We start from the raw sequence: 19,729 nt of genomic DNA, 5'->3' as shown, positions 1-19,729 counted from the left end.
CTACTACTCCAGGCCGGTGTCGACATCAATACGATACGCGGCTGGCTTGGGCACGTTTCGTTGGAGACGACCAACATCTACGCCGAGATCAATCTGGAAACAAAGGCACAGGCACTGGCGACATGCGAAGTGGAAGGCGGTGCCGAAGGCCAAAAGCAATGGCGGGATCAGCCCGACCTGATGACCTTCCTCCGCACCTTGTAGCGAATAATATGTGCTGTTCGCTTTCCACAAAGGTACTGCCTTGGCCTAGTTCTTTATCGAGCAGCACATATTTTTTACCGCACCATACTCGTGATTATGGCCTCGAGGCCATAATCACGAGAACGGAAGTGTGGAATCCTCGCATCGGTATCTGAAGGATGCTGTCGACCAGGCGTTGATGCTTCGAGGCCATCGCGACTTCGCTGACCGGGCCGCCTACGATGAATTCGTACGTGAGGTGGTAATGCGTCGAAACCGGCGCAACGCCGCCGCGTTTCGCATCGAGCGCGAACAACTGCAGGATCTGCCTGAACGTCGTACCACTGACTTCGTCGAGGACGAAGCACTCGTGACCCGCTGCAGCACATTTACCGTGCGCGGCATCCTGTACAGTGCGCCGTCGCGCCTGATCGGCCACCGGCTGAAGGTGCGGATCTATGGTGACCGGCTCGACTGCTACCTGTCTGGCGCACTGGTGCACAGCACGCCGCGAGGCTCCCGTGCCGCCGACAACCGCCACGCACTTGATTACCGCCACTTCATCGACTCGCTCAGGCGCAAACCTCAGGCGTTCAAGGGACTCGCGTTTCGTGACGCACTGTTTCCTCGCGAGGCTTACCGTCGAACCTGGGAGCGGCTGGAGGCACAACTGACGCAACGCCAGGCTTGCAAGATCATGGTTGGCCTGCTTGAACTCGCGGGCCTCCACGGCGTCGAGGCCGTACTCGCCGAGCGGCTCGACACGTTGTTCGACGCAGACGAACTGCCCGATCTCAAGCAGTTGCGCGACGAATTCGCGCCACGTCAGACCTTGTGTCCCGAGGTGGTGGTTCACATGCCACCCGTCGCAGTCTATGACGCGTTGCTCGACAAGGTGGCGGCATGAACGCACCCGCCCATGACAACGGCCGCATGGCCCTGATGCTCAACGAGTTGCGTTTGCCAACAATCGGCAGGTTGTGGCCCGAGTTTGCCGAGCGTTCAGACAGGGAAGGCTGGCAGGCTGCGCGGCTGCTCAGCGCGCTGCTCGAGCACGAACTGGCCGAACGTGCCAAACGACGCATCGAGCGGCACCGGGCTGAGTCGCATCTGGATCCGACCAAAACGCTCGCCACCTTCGACTTCGGTATGGTGCCGATGGTCTCGAAAGCGCATGTCACGGCGCTGGCAACTGGGGAGTCCTGGCTGGAGAAAGGCGCCACAATTCTCCTGTTCGGGCCGCCTGGCGCCGGCAAGAGTCATCTGGGATCGGCCATCGGCCATGCGTTGATCGACGCCGGTTACCGGGTGCTGTTCACACGCACGAGCGAACTCGTCCAGAAGTTGCAGGCTGCGCGCCAAAGCCTGCAATTGCCGTCCGCACTTGCGAAGCTCGATCGCTTCGATCTCGTCATCCTTGATGATCTGTCGTACGCGCGCAAGGACCAGGCCGAAACCAGCGTGCTGTTCGAACTGATCGCCGAGAGGTATGAGCGCAAAAGCCTTCTGATATAAGTTATTTGGAATTGAATCTGTGCTACGGTAGGCCAGTTTTTAGTTGGCTGGTGCGCAGAACATATTGAAACAGATCACGTAGGGTTATCCACGGGGCCGCCGCCCGCTCTTCTGTAGCGAGAGGCGAGCGGCCCGGTGGATAACCCGTGCCGAAGGCGATGCCCGCTTACTTGCCCCGAGCTGAATCGTTGTGGTGACGACTCAGCATCCCTCGCGAGAGGAGCAAATCATGGTTACAGGCAACGCTGTCGTCGAACCGGTGTGGGAACGGTATCCACTGATCGCCTCGAACTCGTATGCTCGGCGCTGGATACAGAGTTGCGTGATGCTCGGCCTGGCAAGGAATACACTCGCGGCCTACATGAACGCGGTAGAAGGCTTCCTTCGCTTTGCACAGGGTCACTCCCTCGATCTGCGCAGCATGTCGCGCGAAACCATCGCGCAGTATGTCGGCGAGCTGCGAACCCAGCCAAGACGAGCGAATGTGAACGTGGTTCGCATCGACTCAGGTGGTTTCCTGTCAAACGCAACGCTGCAGCAGCGTTTGACCGCAGTCCGGTTGCTGTTCGAGTTTCTGGTTGACGAGGGACTCATTAGGACCAACCCGGTAAGCCGCGGCCGCTATACGGCATCCGGCCACTTCGGCGCGCGCGGCGAACGAAGCCTCATCCAGAAGTTTCGCAAGCTGCCGTGGATTCCAACGGAGGCGCAGTGGACGGCCCTGCTGGCTGTCGTCCGCGACGAGCCGACGCGTAACAGATGCATGCTGGCGTTTGCCTATGATGCGGCGCTTCGTCGGGAGGAGCTATGCCAGCTTCGGGGCAGCGATCTCGATCCCGCCCACCGGTTGCTGCGTATCAGGGCGGAGACGACCAAGGGCCACCGCGAGCGTGTCGTTCCGTATTCCGATACTTCCGGCGAATTGCTGCGCGACTATCTTCGATACCGGCATGGCCTTGCCGGTGATCGACACGCGTTGTTTCTGTCCGAGTCGCCGCGCAACCACGGAGCGCCCATCACGCTATGGACGTGGTCCAAGGTAGTCCGATCTATTGCGCTTCGCGCCGACGTTCCTGCATTCTCGACCCATACGCTGCGCCATCTTTGCCTGACCGATCTCGCCCGCTCGGGTTGGCAACTTCATGAGATTGCCCGGTTTGCCGGTCATCAGAACCTGGAGACGACCAGGCAATACGTACACCTGTCCGGTCACGATCTGGCCGACAGGTTCGCGAAGACCATGCGCCAGATTCACGCGTGGCGTGTTGACGCCCTGGCGAGTGTGGCCGACGCGGAGTAACGATGATGTGCTCATCCCGGGCGGTGCGCATCCCCAAGCCTGAGGCCTGCCTATGGACATGGCCGATACAGATCACGGACTACGATCGCAGAAACGGGCTGACAGCTGCGGAGCGGAAGATGCTGACGCGTGAGCTTCCTCGCGCAATGGCCAGTGAACGGACGGTAAAGGCGGTCTTGGGCAGACTGTCAGGCCTTGAACGTTTACTCGCACCAATCGATGACGCGCTGGCCGTGATAGACGGCAAGCACATATACGACGATCGCGTAAAGCTGATGCTCCTTCGACACTGTGCGGCGCGAGAGACCTCGCTATGGGCGTGGGACGCGACGACCTGGCATAAGGTCATCGGGACCACCCAGGAGGCTTTCTATGCCGCCCACGTTCCAAGGCCGCACGCTGGTGGAGAGCGCCAGGCGTTAATGGCTGTCGCATACCTGCTGCATTGTTTCCACGACATTCCCAGCCTTGGGGAGGTGAAACGGGTTGCACTTGCCGAGAAGATCTTCGGCAGGAAGCGTATCGCTGCGACACTTCTGCGGGTGACGGAGGTTTCCGCTGCTTGGGGGTACCGCAGTCCATGCAAACCGTTGATGAGTCTGGTCGCGGAACTCCTGCTTATTAACCAGCGCCCCGAACTCGAATCACTGAAGACCGACTTCATCGAATCGGTCCGTATGCGCTGGCAGGATTCGAACTATCGCAGTTCCTTGTACTTCCAGCTCTTACGCGTGCTGGCAGCGCTTGGAATCATCGCCGCGGAACCCACGATCCGGAACCGGGTTGACAGCGAACGCGTTCATCGAGCGAGAACCGCCGGTCTGTCCGGAGATTGGGTGCTCGCAGTTGAGCGATGGGAAGCGACCAGCACGTTGACAGTATCGACCCGCCGTCACCTTCGGGACATGGTACTGAAGGCGGGCCGCTGGTTGCAAGACTGTCACCCGGAGATCACACATGCAGATCAGTGGACCCGCGAACTGGCGGCGGAATATGTAGGCGCAGTTGACCGCATGCACGTCGGCGATTATGTCTGGAGGACCGCCGGCCTCGGGACGAAGCTCGGCAAACCTGCAACAGCGCGATCGAAGAACGCCTTCCTCGGCGCGATGCGATGCTTCTTCGCCGATATCCAGGAGTGGGAATGGATCCCACGCCGTTTCGATCCGTTTCGGGCATTTGCAACGCCTCGCTCGATCAAGGCCCTGATCGGACCAGCGCCACGCATCATTGCAGATGACCTCTGGGCGAAACTCCTCTGGGCTGGCCTGAATCTGACGATCGCCGACCTTCCTGGTCACGGCAGTGCTCCAAAGGGACATAGCAATGCAACAGGCGCCATGCTTCGCAACGGAGGCTACTATCCACTCGAGATGCTACAGGCGTTGAGCATCGTGTGGCTCTTTGCAGGACTACGTAGCGACGAGATCGTCCGGCTGCGGGTCGGCTGCGTGCGCAAGGAACCGTCGATAGGACAACCGGCTACGTCATGCTGGATGCTTGACGTTCCAGTTCACAAGACGGGAACCGCGTTTGCCAAGCCAATTGACACGATTGTCGGAGAAGCGATCACTGCGTGGGAGCAACTCCGTCCTGTACAACCGTCGGCGCTCGACATCAAGACCGGGGAGAAGGTCGATTTCCTGTTCTCGTACCGCGCCCGAGCAATTCCACGGGCGTACCTGAACAAACGGCTGATTCCCATGCTTTGCCGCAAGGCGGGCATTCCACAGGCGGATGCGCGCGGTCAGATCAGCAGCCACAGGGCCCGCTCCACCATCGCGAGTCAGTTGTTCAACGCCCGCGAACCTATGACGTTGTTTGAACTACAGGCATGGCTCGGTCATCGTTCGCCCGTAACCACGCAACACTACGTCGCATTCACGCCAACCCGGCTCGCCCGCGCTTATTCAGAGGCACAGTACTTCCAGCGAAACCTGAGAATGATGGAGGTACTCATCGACCGGCAGGCGATCGACGATGGTCAAACGGAACAGCCATGGCGATACTACGATCTTGGCCACGGTTTCTGCTCGTACGAATTCTTCGATCAGTGTCCGCACCGCATGGCTTGCGCACGTTGCGACTTTTACATTCCGAAGGAATCGTCCCGCGCCGACCTGCTCCAATCGAAGACTGGAATGATACGGATGCTGCAGGAGATACCACTGACCGACGATGAACGTGCAGCAGTGGAAGGCGACCAGAAAGCTATAGACCGTCTACTCCTGCGACTCAAGAACACGCCGACTCCGGACCGGATTACATCGTCAAAGAGCAGGCGACGTTGATAAAAAACTCCTCAATTCCACATAATCACAGCCAACCAGCCCTTCTCGGGCTGGAACGATGTCTTCCCCGACCCCGGCATGACCATCGCCGCAATCGACCGGCTCGTGCATCACTCGACGATCTTCGAACTCAACGTTGAGAGCTATCGCCGCCGTAAGGCTAGCGACAAACAGAGCGTGCGTCGACGACAATTACCCAGCGACAACTACGAAGAAGGAGCGACAACTATGGCCTCTTAGCCAGCGACAACTACACCCGTCGACCGGCCAAGATAGTTGTCGCTGACCGGCCGTGCTGCTTGACGCTGTCTAGCCGCGGTTGCGCGCACGCTGCCCGATCATACACTGTTCGAGAACCTGCCAGGTGCCGGTGCGCAACTCGCCCCACGCCTGCTGGCCGCCTTCGGTGAGCAGCGGGAGCGGTTCAGGAATGCTGATGAACTGCAGGAGTACGTGGGTATTGCCCCGGTGACCGAGCGCAGCGGGAAAAAGAGCTGGGTCCACTGGCGCCTGCAGTGTCCGAAATTCCTGCGTCAGACCTTTGTGGAATGGGCCGCCCAGACCATTCCGCGGTCATTCTGGGCTGGCGCCTACTACCGCCAGCAGCGCGCTAAGGGCAACTCGCACCACGTTGCAGTGAGGGCTCTCGCTTTCAAGTGGATCCGCGTCCTGTATCGCTGCTGGCAGACGCGCACACCGTACAACGAGACCGTCTACCTCAACGTGCTCAGGAAGCGCGGTTCGCACCTTCTCGGCAAGCTGGGCGCGTAGGTGTCAAGACCGGGTCCTGATCTTTATCTGATTGGGGCAAGCCGCGCAGCGGCGCGTCAGGCCGAAGGCGAAGCTCGCGGGGAGCCGGTGGGCAACGAGGGAACCGCCGTCAGGCGGCTGTCCACAGCCTAGTGCTGTGGGCAGCGTCGTTGTCCACGGGCGGGCGCGGGATAATCGTCGTAGCGGGATGTAGATGTTGAACAATAACTTGACAGACTTCCTCAGGGCATGACTCTAGACCCTGGCCGCCCCCTTACCCTTGGGCGGCCAGGGAGGCCTTCCACATGATTATCACTTCGCATCCGAATTTTCCCGCTATGCCCTTGATTCGATGAAAGAATCGCGGTATCGGGCCGGTGCGATTGAGCGAGGCCCGGAGTGTGAGCGCGGCGCGGTCCGCCTCAGGGCGGTTACGTCCATTGCGATAATCGCCCTTATCGCAATTGCGGCGTTTCAAGACCCTTCACCGCTGCGAGGATCTTCGTTCACCGCGAAGCAGGCCGACGAAAGACCGTTTATGAACGACGCGACAGACCCTTGACGACCCTGAGCTGCCGTTCAATCTGACACGACCGCAATGACGGCTTCCAAGGTGGAACGGCCATTGATATGAGTGCGTTGACCGGCGAGTGCTCGGTGCGGATTCAGTGGACGTGACTGCGGATTCGGCTATCGGACATCCAATTCCGGATAGGCAATGTGCCCATTCTGCCGATTAGGGGATTTCCATCATTTGGTGTAAAAACAGACGGAACCTAAGCTGTAGGACCGTTCTCCTTGGGAAGGAAGCCCATCATGACCCTCCAGGCGGACAGCAAGCAGCCCACACCTGATCCAGCAGAGCGCAAGGCGTTCTTTCCCTCACCCTACTCACTTGCGCAATTCACGTCGCCAAAGTCTGACCTCTCGGATGCCGACTATCCCGACGCTTATCGGGGAGGCCGCTGGAAAGTACTACTGGTCGCTGCGGACGTGCGCGTGTTACTTGATGAAGTGCGGTATTCAGGTGCGGGCTAGTTCTCGCCATCAGAGACCTTGCCTACTCAAGGCGCTTGAATTGGCTCGGCCTGCATAGACATTGATTCACCTTTAGCTGCGGCGCGCGCCGGTGCTTCACTCTTCCCGCGCCGCGAGATTTCCCGGTGGATTTTGGATGTGATTTTTCGATTCCGGCAAACTTCCATGGCAAACAGCATCGACGCCATACTCGCAATCGAAAAGGCCAACCGCCTGAACGTCATCACAGATATCGTACGCTCGCTGGGCCAGGCGCATGGCTACGACCTCTATATCCTGTTCGCCGCCAGTTCATCGTACGAACGCATCGTCAAGCAGATCTACTGGATCGAGGGTGACTGGTTTGACGACGGATCGGAAGTCACCGCGACCCGCTATATGCAAGTCTGCCCCGTCACTCGACACCTTCTCAACCTAAGCGAACCATTCTTCTGGACCAAGCAATACAACGATGGCGGAGAACGGTATCGCATCGTCTGGCATCCACGCGGCAATGGTATCCACGGTCTGCAGATACCGATCTTTGGCCCCACCGGTCTTGAAGGCGCGGTCAGCCTTGGGGGCAAGAACATCGATAGCAGCTCTGACGCGCGCATACTTCTGAGCCAGATTGGCATGGCCGCTTTCCGCGCCGCCCGCAAACTCATAGACGGTCAACCCATTCCTGTACTTTCTCCTGGCCTTTCACCGCGTGAGCGTGAAATCCTCCAGTGGATTGCCGCCGGCAAGCGCCAAGCCGAAATTGCTGCCGCTTTGCTAGCGCCTCAATGAACACGGCTAGCACTAAATGTAAGCGCCCACCAGCTGGAAGCGCCATATCGCTGTGCATCGTGCCGCGCGAGCTATGGTGGACACGGTTGGACGTCTAACGCACCCTTGATGAAGGCGGAGTATTGTAAAGCGTTCACGCGCCGGTTTTCCGAGCATCATCTGGCCTGATCATCACGCGGTTTGGTGCATCCGTTGATGTCGCGAATGCTGCTATTCAGATAATCCTGCCGCGAACATCCACATGATGCAGCCTTGCAGCGTCAGAGTGCACGCCTTGTGCGATGACGTGTTCCTGTAGGACTGCGTAAAGGCAGCCGAAAAGGACGATGATAATCATCGCGAGGCCGGAATAGCCGAGGATTTTCCAGCGCTTCATGAACTTCTCCTTCGTAAATATGCTGTTCCACCGGTCACGGTCTTCTAGTTCGGCGACGATTGCGCGACCATCGTATTGGCATTCCCGCAAAGCCCATCCCCAAGGGCCGTTGCGGCGCTGGTTACGTCGACTAACAGGGGTGCTAACAGTATTACGCGGAAAGGACGGGTGACACGGGCAGTGTGGACGGCAGTCGGAGTGCGGGTTGGAGAGCGGCTCTTAGCTGAGGCATTCAGACGATCAACCATGCGTGACACGTGACAGATGATTGTTCAGAGCATCGGCGCGGACGGGCTTCAGAAATGCTGTGACACCAATTGCCTCCAGGCGTTTGACATCCTCGGCAAACCCGGTGATGAGTATAATCGGAAGATGAGGTTGTTCTGCCTTGAGCGTTTCGAACAGGTCAATGCCGCTCATGCCCCCCGGCATCTGGACATCAGACAGGACGGCATTGAAATCGTGCTCCTCCTTGAGCCTGCGAAGTGCCTGGATCGCGTCCGGTTTCCATTCGACACAATGCCCCATCGATTCGAGCATGGCCTGTTGCGCTTCGGCAACCAGAGCGTCATCCTCGACAAGCAACAAATGAAGTCGCTCTCGTGCCATGATCGATGCGCGTCCCTTGTGTTCATCAGCGGACTCTTCCGGTTCGTTTGAGCGCGGGAGACAGAGGCACACGCTCGTGCCTGTGGTCAGTGAGGTCTCCAACGAAACGAAGCCACCCATGCGCTCGCAAAACGCGCGGACCTGAGATAGACCGAGGCCTGAGCCTTTGCCGACGGGCTTGGTGGTAAAAAACGGGTCGAACGCACGTCGGGCCGTTTCTTGGGTCATCCCATGTCCCGTGTCGGACACTGTGATGCGGACGTAGTCGGCATCTTCGCGATTGAGCGCGGCAACATTGCGGGCTCGCGTGTTTGATGCCGAAAGCGTGACAACCCCGCCGGACGGCATCGCATCACGCGCATTGATCGCGAGATTCAGCAGAGCAACCTCCAGTTCGGAGAGGTCGACATAGACGGGCCACAGGTTGTCATCGATTTGAAGTCTCAGCGTGATGGCATCGCCGAGGGCCGTATCAACAAGTCGTGGATTTCTCAGCCACTGAACCAACGTAGCCGCCTGTGCCCGCAGCGGCTGTTTCCCGGCCACGGCCAGCAGTCGATGTGTGAGCCCCTGTCCGGCAAGCACTGCGCTCTCAACACCTCGCAGCGCATCGTGCAAGCGCGATATTGATTGTGACGCGAGCCCTGCCTGAGCATGGGAAGAAATCGCCGCCATCAGGTTGTTGAAATCATGGGCCACTACGCCTACCAGGCTGCCAAGCATTTCGCGGCGCTGCACTTCCTGCTGGTTTGACTCAAGCTGTTGCCTCAGCAGCGCTTCCTCCGCCAGTTTCTGCCACGCGCTCTCTTCGCGTTTCAACCGCCTTAGTGAGAAAAGAAGGAAGTACCAGAGCGCGCAACTTGGGATGAGCGTCGCTGCACTGATTGCGCCAGTTCGCATGAGCCAGGCAGAGCGGACCGCAGATACCGGATAGCCGGACGATACATAGGCGTCGTACGCTCCAACTCGCCGGAACGCCAGAATCTTCCGTTCACCATCGACTGTTGATTGCATTATCACGATACCGGAGGGCGTCGCGCGTGAAATCGCATTCGCGAACGGCGTTCCCGGAGCAACCGCCGCAGCGGGGCGCTTCAACGGCGGGTGCCAGGCCAGAATGGCACCGTCCGCGCGCAGCAGCCCAATGTTCATGAGCCCATCTTCTCCGAGAAGATCCCGGTAAAAGCCTTCAAAATATTCCGGCTGCATGGCGATGGATACCATGCCAAGGAAATGACCGCGTGTATCAGTCCTGGCGCGCGAAACGTTGAACGTGCGCAGGTTCTTTACCTTGCCGCGCATCGGACCTGATATTCGCATCTCCTGTGGCCGGCTAAGTGCATCCTGGAAGTCGGGCCGATCCGCGATCGTCACTGCGGGCGACGGAAAAAACCGGCTGCTTGCCAGCAGCGACCCATCCCGGCCAAAGATGGAAATGGCCAGCACCTGCGGATACCCGCCACCAAGCCGTTGCAATAGCGAATGAAAAGCAGGCTCACGGCTGCGGATGGAAGCATCATCTGCATCCCCCACTGCATCGAGCACTCGCTGGATCAGCGCCGTGTCGATGTCGAGAATCTTGATCGCGTGCTCCTGCGCAATGCGGGTTGAGCGTTCCGTTGCGTCCGTGGCGCTCACAAGCCGGTCCTTCCAGTCCTGCCAGGACGAGGCAACGAGGTAAAGAAGCGGGAAGATGATCGCCGCCGCTAGCGCAGCGCGGATCACATAGCGCGTGCTCCGGAAATGCGAGCTGCGCGCGTTCTCGTTCAGTACCCTAACATCGGCGGGATCGGGGTGCGTTCCGTTGCTCATCAAAGGTACGTCAGCGGCAATATTGTTTCGATTGTATATCCTCCGCATCTGGCCTTGCCGTCCGGGGCTACTGCGGTGAAACAGATTTCGTTCGATTGGGCAATGAGCTGTTGCAGGCGAGTGCGTTAGCTTTTCGCAGCACGTTGGGCATGCGGGGAAAGGCGCGCCAACGGGCTGCGGTACGGCTGCATGAGCAGAACTCATTGATCCCGCCTGCCTCAGAGATCAAGAATGCCCGGACGTCCCCTGTGCTCATGGAACGAATATTGACTTCCAGCAGGCCGATCTCGCGCAACAGCCAGGCTCGCGCACTCAATTGCTCAACGATCAGTTGCTGTGTTCTGAAACGTTGAAGGAGATGACCCGACTGTGAACACCGCCCACGGCATCTCACGTGGATCCACTTCGCCAATTTCAACCGACATAGCGTAACTCATCAATTATCGGCCACCGCACGGTAACAGCCGAAGCGACGCAAACGATTGCGTAGGCGTATTCCTCCAACAGCGACGATCAACACAAGAACGGCCGCAAACGCGCTGATTTCTGACGCTAAAGATCAGCGGTGTGCCTGTCGATAACTAGTCACCATTTGCGCAGCCGAAGACCTTCATTGTGGCCGTCGGTGTGCATCATCAAGCGCTTTTCAGGGGGCGGAATTGCAACAGCAGAAATCAACCTGGTCGCGAACGGCGGCGCCGGGCGAAGTGATCTATTCCGAAGGATTCGGCGGGGAATCCGTCATGTACGTCATTGCGGACGGAAAGGTTGAGATTTCGACGCAGTGCGAGGACAAGAAAGTTATCGTCGCCACGCTCGGAAAGGGCGAGTTCTTCGGGGAGACGGCGCTGCTTCCGGCCGAGCCACGAGGGAACACGGCAAAAGCGTTGACGTTCTGTCAACTGACAGTGGTCAATGCCCGTGTGGTCGAAGAGGAACTCGAACGTGTCTCGCCACTGCTCAGGCACATCGTCCGCACCATGGTGCGCCGCGTGAAAAAGAAGGACGATCTGCTCGCGACATACACCCATGCCGACTTCATGCCGGGCGTGATCTCCTACGCCCATGTCCTTTCGCTGATGGCCGGGGCCGAAGCGCAGGCCGAGCGCGGCTGGCGAAGCCAGACGGAAGAAGTCTCGGTGCCTATGCGTGAGGTGATCAGGAAGTGCCGCGCCATCGCAGGGCACTCGCGTCTTCACGTGATGGTGATGCTCAGGCGCATGGAAAAACTCAACCTGATCTCGATGGAAGCCGGCCGCTCGGAATTCGTGGGTTCAGCGGCCACCAGGCATAACGCGTCCGAAGGCGCATCTGACCGTCAACTTGTCACTTTCGATCCAAAGCGGATCACCGAGCGTGCGCACAACGTCGCGGACCAGGATCTGGAAGTATCGGTGGCGAGCGAGCTCGAGTTGATCGAACTGAACGACCTTGAGGCACTGATCGGCGTCGAAAGAAAGATGATCCTCAACAAGCTTTCCCGGGCCGAAATTGCCGAAGACGTCTTTGCCTTCCGCAAGACAAAAGTGCTGAACTACGTGGAAGAAAAAGGGATCACGTATTTTTCCCGGCCAGCGCGCCGTGCGCCGGGAGAGGTCGCCGCTCTGGAAGATCTCGAATTCGTGGACCAGCGCTCGCTGTTCGACGCGGTGAGCGCCTTCGATACCTACGATCTGGCCAAGATGCTCGTTGCGATGCCGGATCAGTCCATTGCAGACCGACTGCTGGGCGTGATGACCGAGGCGCGAAAGAAAGAAGTGTCCTGGGTCATGCGGCGCGACATCAAGATCGACCCGGTGGAAGTCGGCGATATCGAACAGCGGTTCCTGGAGACTGTCCGGACGATCCGATCGTCTGCTTCGGCCGCGGGGCCGGCTCCGGGTCTGGGCGTCTGAGCGTATTGACAGACAACGGGCGACGAGCGCGCGCTTCTACCGGATGCGGGCACGGCTTCACAATTCATCGAGGATCTCATGGACCTTCTCACACTATGCGGCGCCCTGCTGGGGCTCGCTGCGATCGTTGTCGGCTTTTCGCTCGAGGGCGGGCATTTCGCTGCGCTGCTGCAGCCACAGGCGCTCATCATCGTTCTGGGCGACACGCTGGCTGCGGTGATGATCCAGAACACTTGGGCGCGATTCTTCGACGGCGTAACCCAGATTCGCCTTGCATTCCTCAAGGCACGCCAGGTCGACAGGGAAAACCTGGCGCTGTTGCTCGAGTGGGGCGATCAGGCCAAGCTCAACGGCATGCTAGCGCTTGAGTCGATCGATACGGGAGGACTGAATCCGTTCGCGCAAAAAGGCCTGGAGCTACTGGCCAATGGCGTGCCTACCCCGGTTCTCGAAGACGCGCTTCAGCGCGAACTGGATGCGTACGAGCGTAACCACATGGCCGCTGCGCGCATCTGGCAACAGGCGGGCGGCTACGCGCCGACGTTCGGCATCCTAGGAGCGGTGCTGGGCCTTATCCAGGTGACGGGGCACATACTCGAACCCGCCGAGCTTGGGCAGGGCATTGCTGTCGCCTTCGTGGCGACGCTGTATGGACTGGCCGCTGCGAATCTCGTCTTTCTGCCGCTGCACGGCAAGATCAGGGCGCAGATCGATAGCGAGTTGCGCTTCCGCCGCCTGTACCTCGATGGACTGCTGGCGATCTCGCGCAAGGAATCGCCGCACATGATCGAGACGCGGCTGGCAGGAGATGTCCGCAGGCGGGCGGCGGAGCTGCTCGCCTGACAGGCCGGACGAGGCGACCATCGCATCCGGGCCACGTACTTCGAAGAAAGGTATTCAGCCAATGGACAGCCAATACGGCTACCGGCGTCAAGCCGGCAAGACATCCGGCCAGCACGAGGATGCCGACTCCGACGCAGGTTCGGATCGTTGGCTGCTCTCATACGCGGATCTGATCACTACACTGATGGTGTTCTTCCTTGCGCTTTACGTGCTGCAGCTTGCCAAAACCAGGGAAGTCGAAATCAAGTCTCTGGAGGCGCACGCCAGTCACGACAGGGGCGCAGTGGCGAAGGACAGCCTTGACGCGGTCGCTGCCGGACGGGAGGCTGCCAGGAAGGACCTGCTGCTGCAGCTCGAAACGATCAAGGACAGGCGGCAGATCACGGTCAAGAACGACGTGCAGGGAGTCGAGATTGGCATCGATGCACGCGTCCTGTTCAATTCCGGCGACGCGCGCCTGCTACCCCAGTCATCCGATGTGCTCGATGAGATCGCGACGGTCCTGCGCAAACAGACGGAGAACAACGTACTCGTCGAAGGGCACACGGATAGCGTGCCCATTTCGAATGTGCGATACGCATCGAACTGGGAGCTGTCGTCGGCGAGGGCGGGAGCCGTGGTGCGTTTACTTGTCGACAGGGGTGTTGAACCACGTCGCCTTGCCGCTGTCGGCCGGGCCGACAATTTTCCGCTGGTCGTAGGTGATGATCCCGTTGCACGCTCAATGAATCGTCGCGTGACCATTCTCGTCCAGTACTAGGGGCGAGGCAATTCCGTGCGGCTCCCGGCGATTGCGGGTTCATGAAAAAGGTGTCCGGAACACCCGGACAGCAACATCAAAATTACATGGAGGACGACAGCAAAATGGCAACCGGAAGGGGGCACGTGACGGCGGAGTACGTCGGACGATGCCAGGCCTTCATGTGCTTGCCGATGCGTCGAATTGCATACACGTATCTGGCGCGCGGAAACCAGTGCCATTGCCTTCGTCGTTTGGCGAGCAGCTTACGTGGCGCTACGAAAACACGCCGCCGGCCGGACATTAACAGGTGAATCGTGCAATACAGACATGTCGGGACTTGATTCCTCCATTGGTATTCCGGTAGCTTCTTGCGTGCTGCGGCGAAATGGCAAACTCCCCGTTGCCTGGATTACGCATGCCCGCCGATCCTGTTTCATCTTGGCCTCGCAGGGATCGGCGGTTCTTTTTTACATACCCGGGCTGCGCGCGGCTACATGCGCGTACGGATCTGTCGTGACTGCGGCTTGGCTCCAAATCAGCGTGGCGGAATTCGGCGAAGTGACGCCGCTGGGTTCTGTGGCTCCTGCACTGGTGAGGTCGGCTCTCAGGTGGACAGTATGTCGGCCGCGTCGGATCTGTCCCGTTCCACCAATCGCTGACCAAGCAGCTGCACGAAGATCTGAAGGTCCGCCGTTCCGTGCGCGCCGACAAACGTTGCAAGCGTCTCGCCGATCGCGGCCGTCATATTCTCATTGGTCAGCATGCTTGCAATCACCGATGCACCTCTCGCGAGCTCAAGCTGATAGCCGATTTCGGCCTGAGCCAGCGAAGCCGTGCCGATTTTGCGTTTGACGCGTCTGGTCATGCCTTCTTCTCTCAGGTTCTGTTCACCGCCTCAAGCTTCGTCAACGAATATCACTGGGGAGACCTCAAGGGTGACCCGCTCGAGTGGGTACAACAATATTTCGATGCCCACGTCTACTCCTCCAACTGGGGGAGCTGCCGCCTGCTTCTTCGCCTACCGCACGGGACGTTTGACGCGGAGACCATCCGCGATTACGTCAAAGCTGGACGAAAGAGGCGCTCCCGTTTCGAGAAAGCATTCGAGGCCATGGACGTCGATGACTGGTGCATCCTCGACTGGTCGTTCAATGATGACTCGGGCGAACACGCCCGCTTTTCGGAGGAGATGGATGGCGCGGGGTGGATGACGCGCCTGCTGCCTGTACGCGACGAGCTGCTCGGCGGCGATGCTCGCCCGCTTTATCTTGGGTGGCTTGCCCGACTCGGGAATAATGAGCTACACGATGACGAAATCGAACCGCCGGTACCTGCGGGATTACAGGCGTTGACGCCCGCACAGGTAGCACTGGCGGAGTTTCTGATGCTGGATGCGGATTGGCTCGCCGCCGCCGCCGAGGCCAGCCCGTCATTATTGGCCCCAGAATCCAGCGGGAGCGAAGACAGTCGTTTTGATCCCTGGTTACGTGAGTTGCCGGTTGATGAAATGCGGGCGAAACTGCGCATGCTGCTACAAGGACGCAGTCGTGAAGCGGAGAGAACGCTTCGAAACGCCTTTCTCAAATGGCAGAATGGTAGGGATGCAAAGCAATTGAATTTTCCCGGGCGCCGTCGAATATCCGAAATTGAATCCAGGGTCGCCTCTCATCGTGCCATCCGTGAAAGAAGGGAGCAGGAAGCACGCCAGGCGGCCGAGGCCCGCCGTCGCAAGGAACGCACGCGGTACCTCACATCACTTCTCGAACAGGAAGACACGGCGTGGTCAAGCATCGATGCACAACTGCGACGCACAACGGGCAGCGCCTACGATCAAGCATTCCAGAAGTTGCAGGATCTCGCCGAAGCCTATGCAAACGCCAGGCGGGATGCCGTATTCCGGCGTCGTCTGGCGCAATTGATGTCGAGTCATGGCAAGCGGGGAGCCTGGCTTGCCCGGCTGCAAAAAGCGGGGTATTTGTGGCAACCCAAGTCGTAGCCTCCTTGGCCTGATCGGCTGAATCATTTCCGCAAATCCGGGATGAGTTCCGATTCCAGCTGGCAGGTTCGACGTATATGCCAATTTTCAGGGTTTTGCCCAAGAACAATAACTTTAGGAAATTGTGGTTACGCTGTTCGCCCCCTATAACGGCGGGCGGGGCAGGGTGCAGGTGTGCAAGCGGCGCGTTCGCGAACGTGCGACATCTGTGGTGGGCGAGGGACGTGCAGACTCTGTCACGAGGCACACTCATTCACTCATTCGGCGGGACACGCCGCACGTCAGGCAACGATCCATCGGGCTCACGGTTGACTATTCGGAAGACGCGTCTCGCCTGTCAGGACGCAGCGTGGGAATGCGGGTCCGTGTCATGCTGATGGATCAGCTGGCGCAGGCGCGGATAGAGCTCCGTGCGCCAGACACGGCCAGAAAATATCCCGTAGTGGCCGCAGCCGCGGAGCGTCATCTGGTACCGCTGCGACGCATCGAGCCCGGTGCAGAGACCGTGTGCCGCATGGGTCTGGCCCGGCCCGCAAATGTCGTCCCGCTCCCCTTCCACCGTGATCAGCACCGTATCCCGGATGGCCTGCGGGCGCACGGACTCACCGTCCACCTGCCAGGTGCCGCGCGCAAGACGGAAATCCTGGAAGACGACCTGTACCGTCTCGAGATAGTATTCGGCCGCCATGTCGAGTACCGCGTTGTACTCGTCGTAGAAGCGGCAATGTGCTTCCGCTGCCTCGGCGTCGCCGGTCGACAGGTCGAAATAATAGTTCAGGTGCGAGGCCAGATGACGCTCCGGATTCATGCTCACGAACGCTGCGTGCTGCAGAAAACCGGGATACACCTTCCGGCCGGCACCGGGATAACGGCCAGGCACCGTATCGATGAGCTGTCGCTCGAACCAGGCGAGCGACTTGCCGAACGCCAGTTCGTTGACGGCCGTAGGACTGCGGCGCGCATCGATCGGGCCACCCATCAGGGTCATACTGCGCGGCGTGGGCTCGCCACGGGCTGCCGCCAGCGCCACGGCGGCAACCACCGGGACCGTCGACTGGCAGATCGAGACGACGTGACTGTGCGGCCCCAAGAAGCCGAGGAACTCGCGCAGGTAAGCGACGTAATCGTCAAGATGAAACGCCCCGGCCGTGAGCGGAACGGTGCGCGCGTCGCGCCAGTCGGTGAGATAGACGTCGAAATCCGGCAGCATCGTGCGCACGGTCTCGCGCAGCAACGTGGCGTGGTGACCCGACAGCGGCGCAACAACCAGCACGGCTGGATGTACCTGACGGGTGGCGCGCTCGAAGTGCAGCAGCCTGCAGAACGGCTTGTCCAGCACGACCGCTTCCGTCACCGGGACGGGCTGGCCATCGACGGTGGTCGCTGTCAGGCCGAATGCGGGTTTGGGGTAACGCTGGCACAGCCGGACCAGCAGGTCGAAGCCGGCGGCGAACGGCCGGACTGACAGGGCGGATGCGGAACCGGAAGGTGCAAGAAAGCGGGCAGTCGCCTGAAGCCACGGAAGGAAAGGTGCCCAGGCCGCGCTATGCAGTTCCCGCATCTGGTAAGACATCAACATTTCAATGGCTCCTTGGCCGGTCATACATTATGTGAACCGCTCGGCGGGATTCCGGATGCCCCTGGCACACCTGCGAAAACGCATCAGCATGCACCCGTACTGTTCATGGACGGCGTTGCGACCGGAACGGGCAGCGACAACGTTCGCCGGCGACGTGATGAAGCCGCCGGCTGCGAGGCGCGCGAAGGGAGCGCGCGTGCATCTTGACGCACACCGACGCCCGATCCGTCCGATGCCAATGCCGGGAGGGTTCCGTCGTGGATCGCCGGGGCGCTTTCCCGGGAAAGTCATCATCGCGTGCTCGGCTCAGGCGCATTGCCCGACCGGCAGGATGGCCGGCATGACCGGATCGTGCATTGCTGTCACGTCGGCCTTCGTGTGCGCGAGCGCGGACAGCACGGGATGGCCGGAAAAACGAAAGGAACAGAGCAACTGGTGGGTGCCTGCCAGTCTGACGACCTGCGCCTGCGACAGATCCGCGAGGATATCGGCCAGCCCGGGTGACAGGCCGAGGCGAACCATGCCAATGGCCCTGTCTTGCCGCAACAGGCGCTGGACCAGGACGATGTACGAGAGATTGATCTCGCGGATCGAGTCGAGGGTGGTATCCGAGTTCATTTCGAACTCCTAATGAAGAATTGCCTTAGTGCGGTGTTTCCTTCGACCTGTTTATTGTTGTGGTTGTCGCGTGGTCACGTCGATGTTTCAAACGTTTGCCAAATGTTGCAGACTGTAACTTTATCCGTAGGACGAAACGAATCATAAGCACTTCACCGACGCGATGCAATGTCGGACAGGTAATTACTTACCCTGACGCGCAGTAAAGCGGCATTATTTACCATTTTGGGGCCGGATAAAGACTGGTCATTTGCCGTTACCCGGAACAACCGATCATTGACATATGCGTTGCTCTGGGCAGTCGCCTTCCGTGACGGCATGTAACGACTCGACCACGAAAGGCCATCGACTAATGCAAGTGCGGGATGCACCTCGCAACGCGAGCTCATATCTCCCGCCGGCGGCGACACCAACGCCAGCATCTCTTGCAACAGCATCGAGCGCCGAGAGCGCACCGCGGTCCGCCGCCAAGCCTGCAAGCGCTGAGGTGGAATGGAAGGGCCATGCGCGGGCCGCTCGCGCGCGACATCCGCCGCCCCGTGAAGATCGAGGACGGTAGCGGTTCAGACGGCGGCGGGTCCAATGAAGTGCATCCCGGAGCTGGCTCCGCCTTGAGAACTGCACGTGCTAACACGTATCGATCAGCGAGACAATTTGTGCCTGTCGAAGACCTGTTGATATGCGAAGGGTTGACCTGCGTTGTGGGAACGACCGACGCGCAGCGCGCCCGACCTTCATTAAAGTGGGTGACAGACGTTATTGTCGTCAGTGGCTTTTCCAGACAAACATCCTATGATAGGAATTTAGACTTATCCTGCAGGCCCCGTGCGGCCATGCGGTCTGGCGAGGTGACGGATCCACTGCGCATGGCGGTGGTTTTGGCGCCGGCCTGTGGCCGGCTGGTCCGCCCAGATGCGGACTGCCGCGGATAGCACAGCCGGAAAGAACGACTGGCAATCCTTCTGATCATTTGACAGGCTAGTACAACATCCCGTAAATACGTTGAATAATTAAACGCCTTGGTTATCATGTCGGGATGAGCCGAGGCCGTCATGCAACGTCAGTGAAGCTGACGAAGAAAGAAAAARAGAAACTCCTGTCGCTGATCGCACRGAAGACGGCCCCGCAGCGGGATGTGATGCGGGCTCGGATTGCGTTGTGGGCACATGAGGGACACTCGAATACCGTGATTGCGCGAGAGCTCGGTGTATCGGTGCAGACGGTCAGCACGTGGCGCAAGCGCATTGCGCGGCAAGGCGCACAGGGCATTCGGGAAGGTGAGCGCAGTGGCCGTCCGCCGCGCATTGCGCAGGAAACGCGACTGCAATTGATTGCGTTGGCTTGCGAAGCGCAGGAACCGCAGGGGCGGCTCACGCCGACGCTCGACGAGATCGTGGCGCGCGCAATCGAG

The 19,729-nt window shown here is 59.6% G+C and carries 13 protein-coding genes and 5 pseudogenes; 14 read left to right on the top strand and 4 right to left on the bottom strand.

Annotation, left to right across the window (positions count from 1 at the left end):
* The 9 genes and pseudogenes from GCT13_RS42660 to GCT13_RS42620 all read left to right on the top strand — a co-directional run.
* Positions 1-204, top strand: a pseudogene (locus tag GCT13_RS42660) (tyrosine-type recombinase/integrase); the annotation flags it as partial.
* 103 nt (positions 205-307) lie between these two features.
* Positions 308-1,090: pseudogene (locus tag GCT13_RS42655) on the top strand (Mu transposase domain-containing protein); the annotation flags it as partial.
* A pseudogene (locus GCT13_RS42650) lies at positions 1,087-1,695 on the top strand (ATP-binding protein); the annotation flags it as partial. The pseudogenes GCT13_RS42655 and GCT13_RS42650, both read left to right, overlap by 4 nt.
* A 232-nt stretch (positions 1,696-1,927) precedes the next feature.
* Positions 1,928-2,998: a tyrosine-type recombinase/integrase gene (locus tag GCT13_RS42645; RefSeq protein ID WP_152767802.1), complete on the top strand. Its 1,071-nt coding sequence runs from the start codon at positions 1,928-1,930 to the stop codon at positions 2,996-2,998.
* A 119-nt stretch (positions 2,999-3,117) separates the two neighbouring features.
* Entirely contained in the window at positions 3,118-5,289 is a 2,172-nt protein-coding gene (locus GCT13_RS42640) for a tyrosine-type recombinase/integrase (RefSeq protein ID WP_193727924.1), read from the top strand.
* Between the two features lie 21 nt (positions 5,290-5,310).
* A pseudogene (locus GCT13_RS42635) lies at positions 5,311-5,529 on the top strand (ATP-binding protein); the annotation flags it as partial.
* A gap of 69 nt (positions 5,530-5,598) precedes the next feature.
* Positions 5,599-6,060: pseudogene (locus GCT13_RS42630) on the top strand (transposase); the annotation flags it as partial.
* A 795-nt stretch (positions 6,061-6,855) separates the two neighbouring features.
* The gene (locus GCT13_RS42625) at positions 6,856-7,077 is read left to right on the top strand and encodes a type 1 glutamine amidotransferase family protein (protein WP_227747306.1); all 222 of its coding nucleotides are present in this window, start codon (positions 6,856-6,858) and stop codon (positions 7,075-7,077) included.
* Positions 7,078-7,242: 165 nt separating this feature from the next.
* A complete protein-coding gene (locus GCT13_RS42620) occupies positions 7,243-7,848 on the top strand; it encodes a PA1136 family autoinducer-binding transcriptional regulator (protein ID WP_152767800.1) in 606 nt (201 codons plus the stop codon).
* 214 nt (positions 7,849-8,062) lie between these two features.
* Here the strand turns inward: GCT13_RS42620 and GCT13_RS48860 are convergent, their stop codons facing one another.
* Positions 8,063-8,224, bottom strand: a complete 162-nt coding sequence (locus GCT13_RS48860; RefSeq protein WP_193727923.1) for a hypothetical protein — start codon at positions 8,222-8,224, stop codon at positions 8,063-8,065.
* A gap of 240 nt (positions 8,225-8,464) precedes the next feature.
* A complete protein-coding gene (locus GCT13_RS42615; protein ID WP_193727922.1) occupies positions 8,465-10,645 on the bottom strand; it encodes a hybrid sensor histidine kinase/response regulator in 2,181 nt (726 codons plus the stop codon).
* Positions 10,646-11,304: 659 nt separating this feature from the next.
* Here GCT13_RS42615 and GCT13_RS42610 point away from each other — a divergent pair.
* The 4 genes from GCT13_RS42610 to GCT13_RS42590 all read left to right on the top strand — a co-directional run bounded on the left by GCT13_RS42610 (position 11,305) and on the right by GCT13_RS42590 (position 16,121).
* A complete protein-coding gene (locus GCT13_RS42610; RefSeq protein WP_152767798.1) occupies positions 11,305-12,540 on the top strand; it encodes a Crp/Fnr family transcriptional regulator in 1,236 nt (411 codons plus the stop codon).
* A 78-nt stretch (positions 12,541-12,618) separates the two neighbouring features.
* Positions 12,619-13,383, top strand: a complete 765-nt coding sequence (locus GCT13_RS42605) for a flagellar motor protein (protein WP_152767797.1) — start codon at positions 12,619-12,621, stop codon at positions 13,381-13,383.
* A 61-nt stretch (positions 13,384-13,444) separates the two neighbouring features.
* Positions 13,445-14,143 carry an OmpA/MotB family protein gene (locus GCT13_RS42600; RefSeq protein WP_152767805.1) on the top strand — a complete coding sequence of 233 codons (699 nt, stop codon included), beginning with the start codon at positions 13,445-13,447 and terminating at the stop codon, positions 14,141-14,143.
* 679 nt (positions 14,144-14,822) lie between these two features.
* Positions 14,823-16,121: a hypothetical protein gene (locus GCT13_RS42590; RefSeq protein WP_321574988.1), complete on the top strand. Its 1,299-nt coding sequence runs from the start codon at positions 14,823-14,825 to the stop codon at positions 16,119-16,121.
* A 337-nt stretch (positions 16,122-16,458) separates the two neighbouring features.
* Here the strand turns inward: GCT13_RS42590 and GCT13_RS42585 are convergent, their stop codons facing one another.
* On the bottom strand, positions 16,459-17,694 hold the full coding sequence (locus GCT13_RS42585; protein WP_152767803.1) for a polyhydroxyalkanoate depolymerase: 1,236 nt from the start codon (positions 17,692-17,694) through the stop codon (positions 16,459-16,461).
* A gap of 312 nt (positions 17,695-18,006) precedes the next feature.
* Positions 18,007-18,318, bottom strand: a complete 312-nt coding sequence (flhD, locus tag GCT13_RS42580; RefSeq protein WP_152767795.1) for a flagellar transcriptional regulator FlhD — start codon at positions 18,316-18,318, stop codon at positions 18,007-18,009.
* A 1,138-nt stretch (positions 18,319-19,456) separates the two neighbouring features.
* On the opposite strand from flhD, the gene GCT13_RS42575 reads away from it, so the two are divergent.
* A partial coding sequence (locus tag GCT13_RS42575) for a helix-turn-helix domain-containing protein (protein WP_265335337.1) occupies positions 19,457-19,729 on the top strand: 273 nt, incomplete at its 3' end.

The organism is Paraburkholderia franconis, assembly GCF_009362735.1.
Taxonomy (GTDB): domain Bacteria; phylum Pseudomonadota; class Gammaproteobacteria; order Burkholderiales; family Burkholderiaceae; genus Paraburkholderia; species Paraburkholderia franconis.
Note: the sequence above shows the minus strand (reverse complement) of the source record. Positions and strands in the feature narration are given on the sequence as shown.

Bases quoted from the DNA above. Each gene is read 5' to 3' on its own strand.
- GCT13_RS42645 (WP_152767802.1), top strand. From the start codon at position 1,928: ATGGTTACAGGCAACGCTGTCGTCGAACCGGTGTGGGAACGGTATCCA.
- GCT13_RS42640 (WP_193727924.1), top strand. From the start codon at position 3,118: ATGCTGACGCGTGAGCTTCCTCGCGCAATGGCCAGTGAACGGACGGTA.
- GCT13_RS42625 (WP_227747306.1), top strand. From the start codon at position 6,856: ATGACCCTCCAGGCGGACAGCAAGCAGCCCACACCTGATCCAGCAGAG.
- GCT13_RS42620 (WP_152767800.1), top strand. From the start codon at position 7,243: ATGGCAAACAGCATCGACGCCATACTCGCAATCGAAAAGGCCAACCGC.
- GCT13_RS48860 (WP_193727923.1), bottom strand. From the start codon at position 8,224: ATGAAGCGCTGGAAAATCCTCGGCTATTCCGGCCTCGCGATGATTATC.
- GCT13_RS42615 (WP_193727922.1), bottom strand. From the start codon at position 10,645: ATGAGCAACGGAACGCACCCCGATCCCGCCGATGTTAGGGTACTGAAC.
- GCT13_RS42605 (WP_152767797.1), top strand. From the start codon at position 12,619: ATGGACCTTCTCACACTATGCGGCGCCCTGCTGGGGCTCGCTGCGATC.
- GCT13_RS42600 (WP_152767805.1), top strand. From the start codon at position 13,445: ATGGACAGCCAATACGGCTACCGGCGTCAAGCCGGCAAGACATCCGGC.
- GCT13_RS42585 (WP_152767803.1), bottom strand. From the start codon at position 17,694: ATGTCTTACCAGATGCGGGAACTGCATAGCGCGGCCTGGGCACCTTTC.
- flhD (WP_152767795.1), bottom strand. From the start codon at position 18,318: ATGAACTCGGATACCACCCTCGACTCGATCCGCGAGATCAATCTCTCG.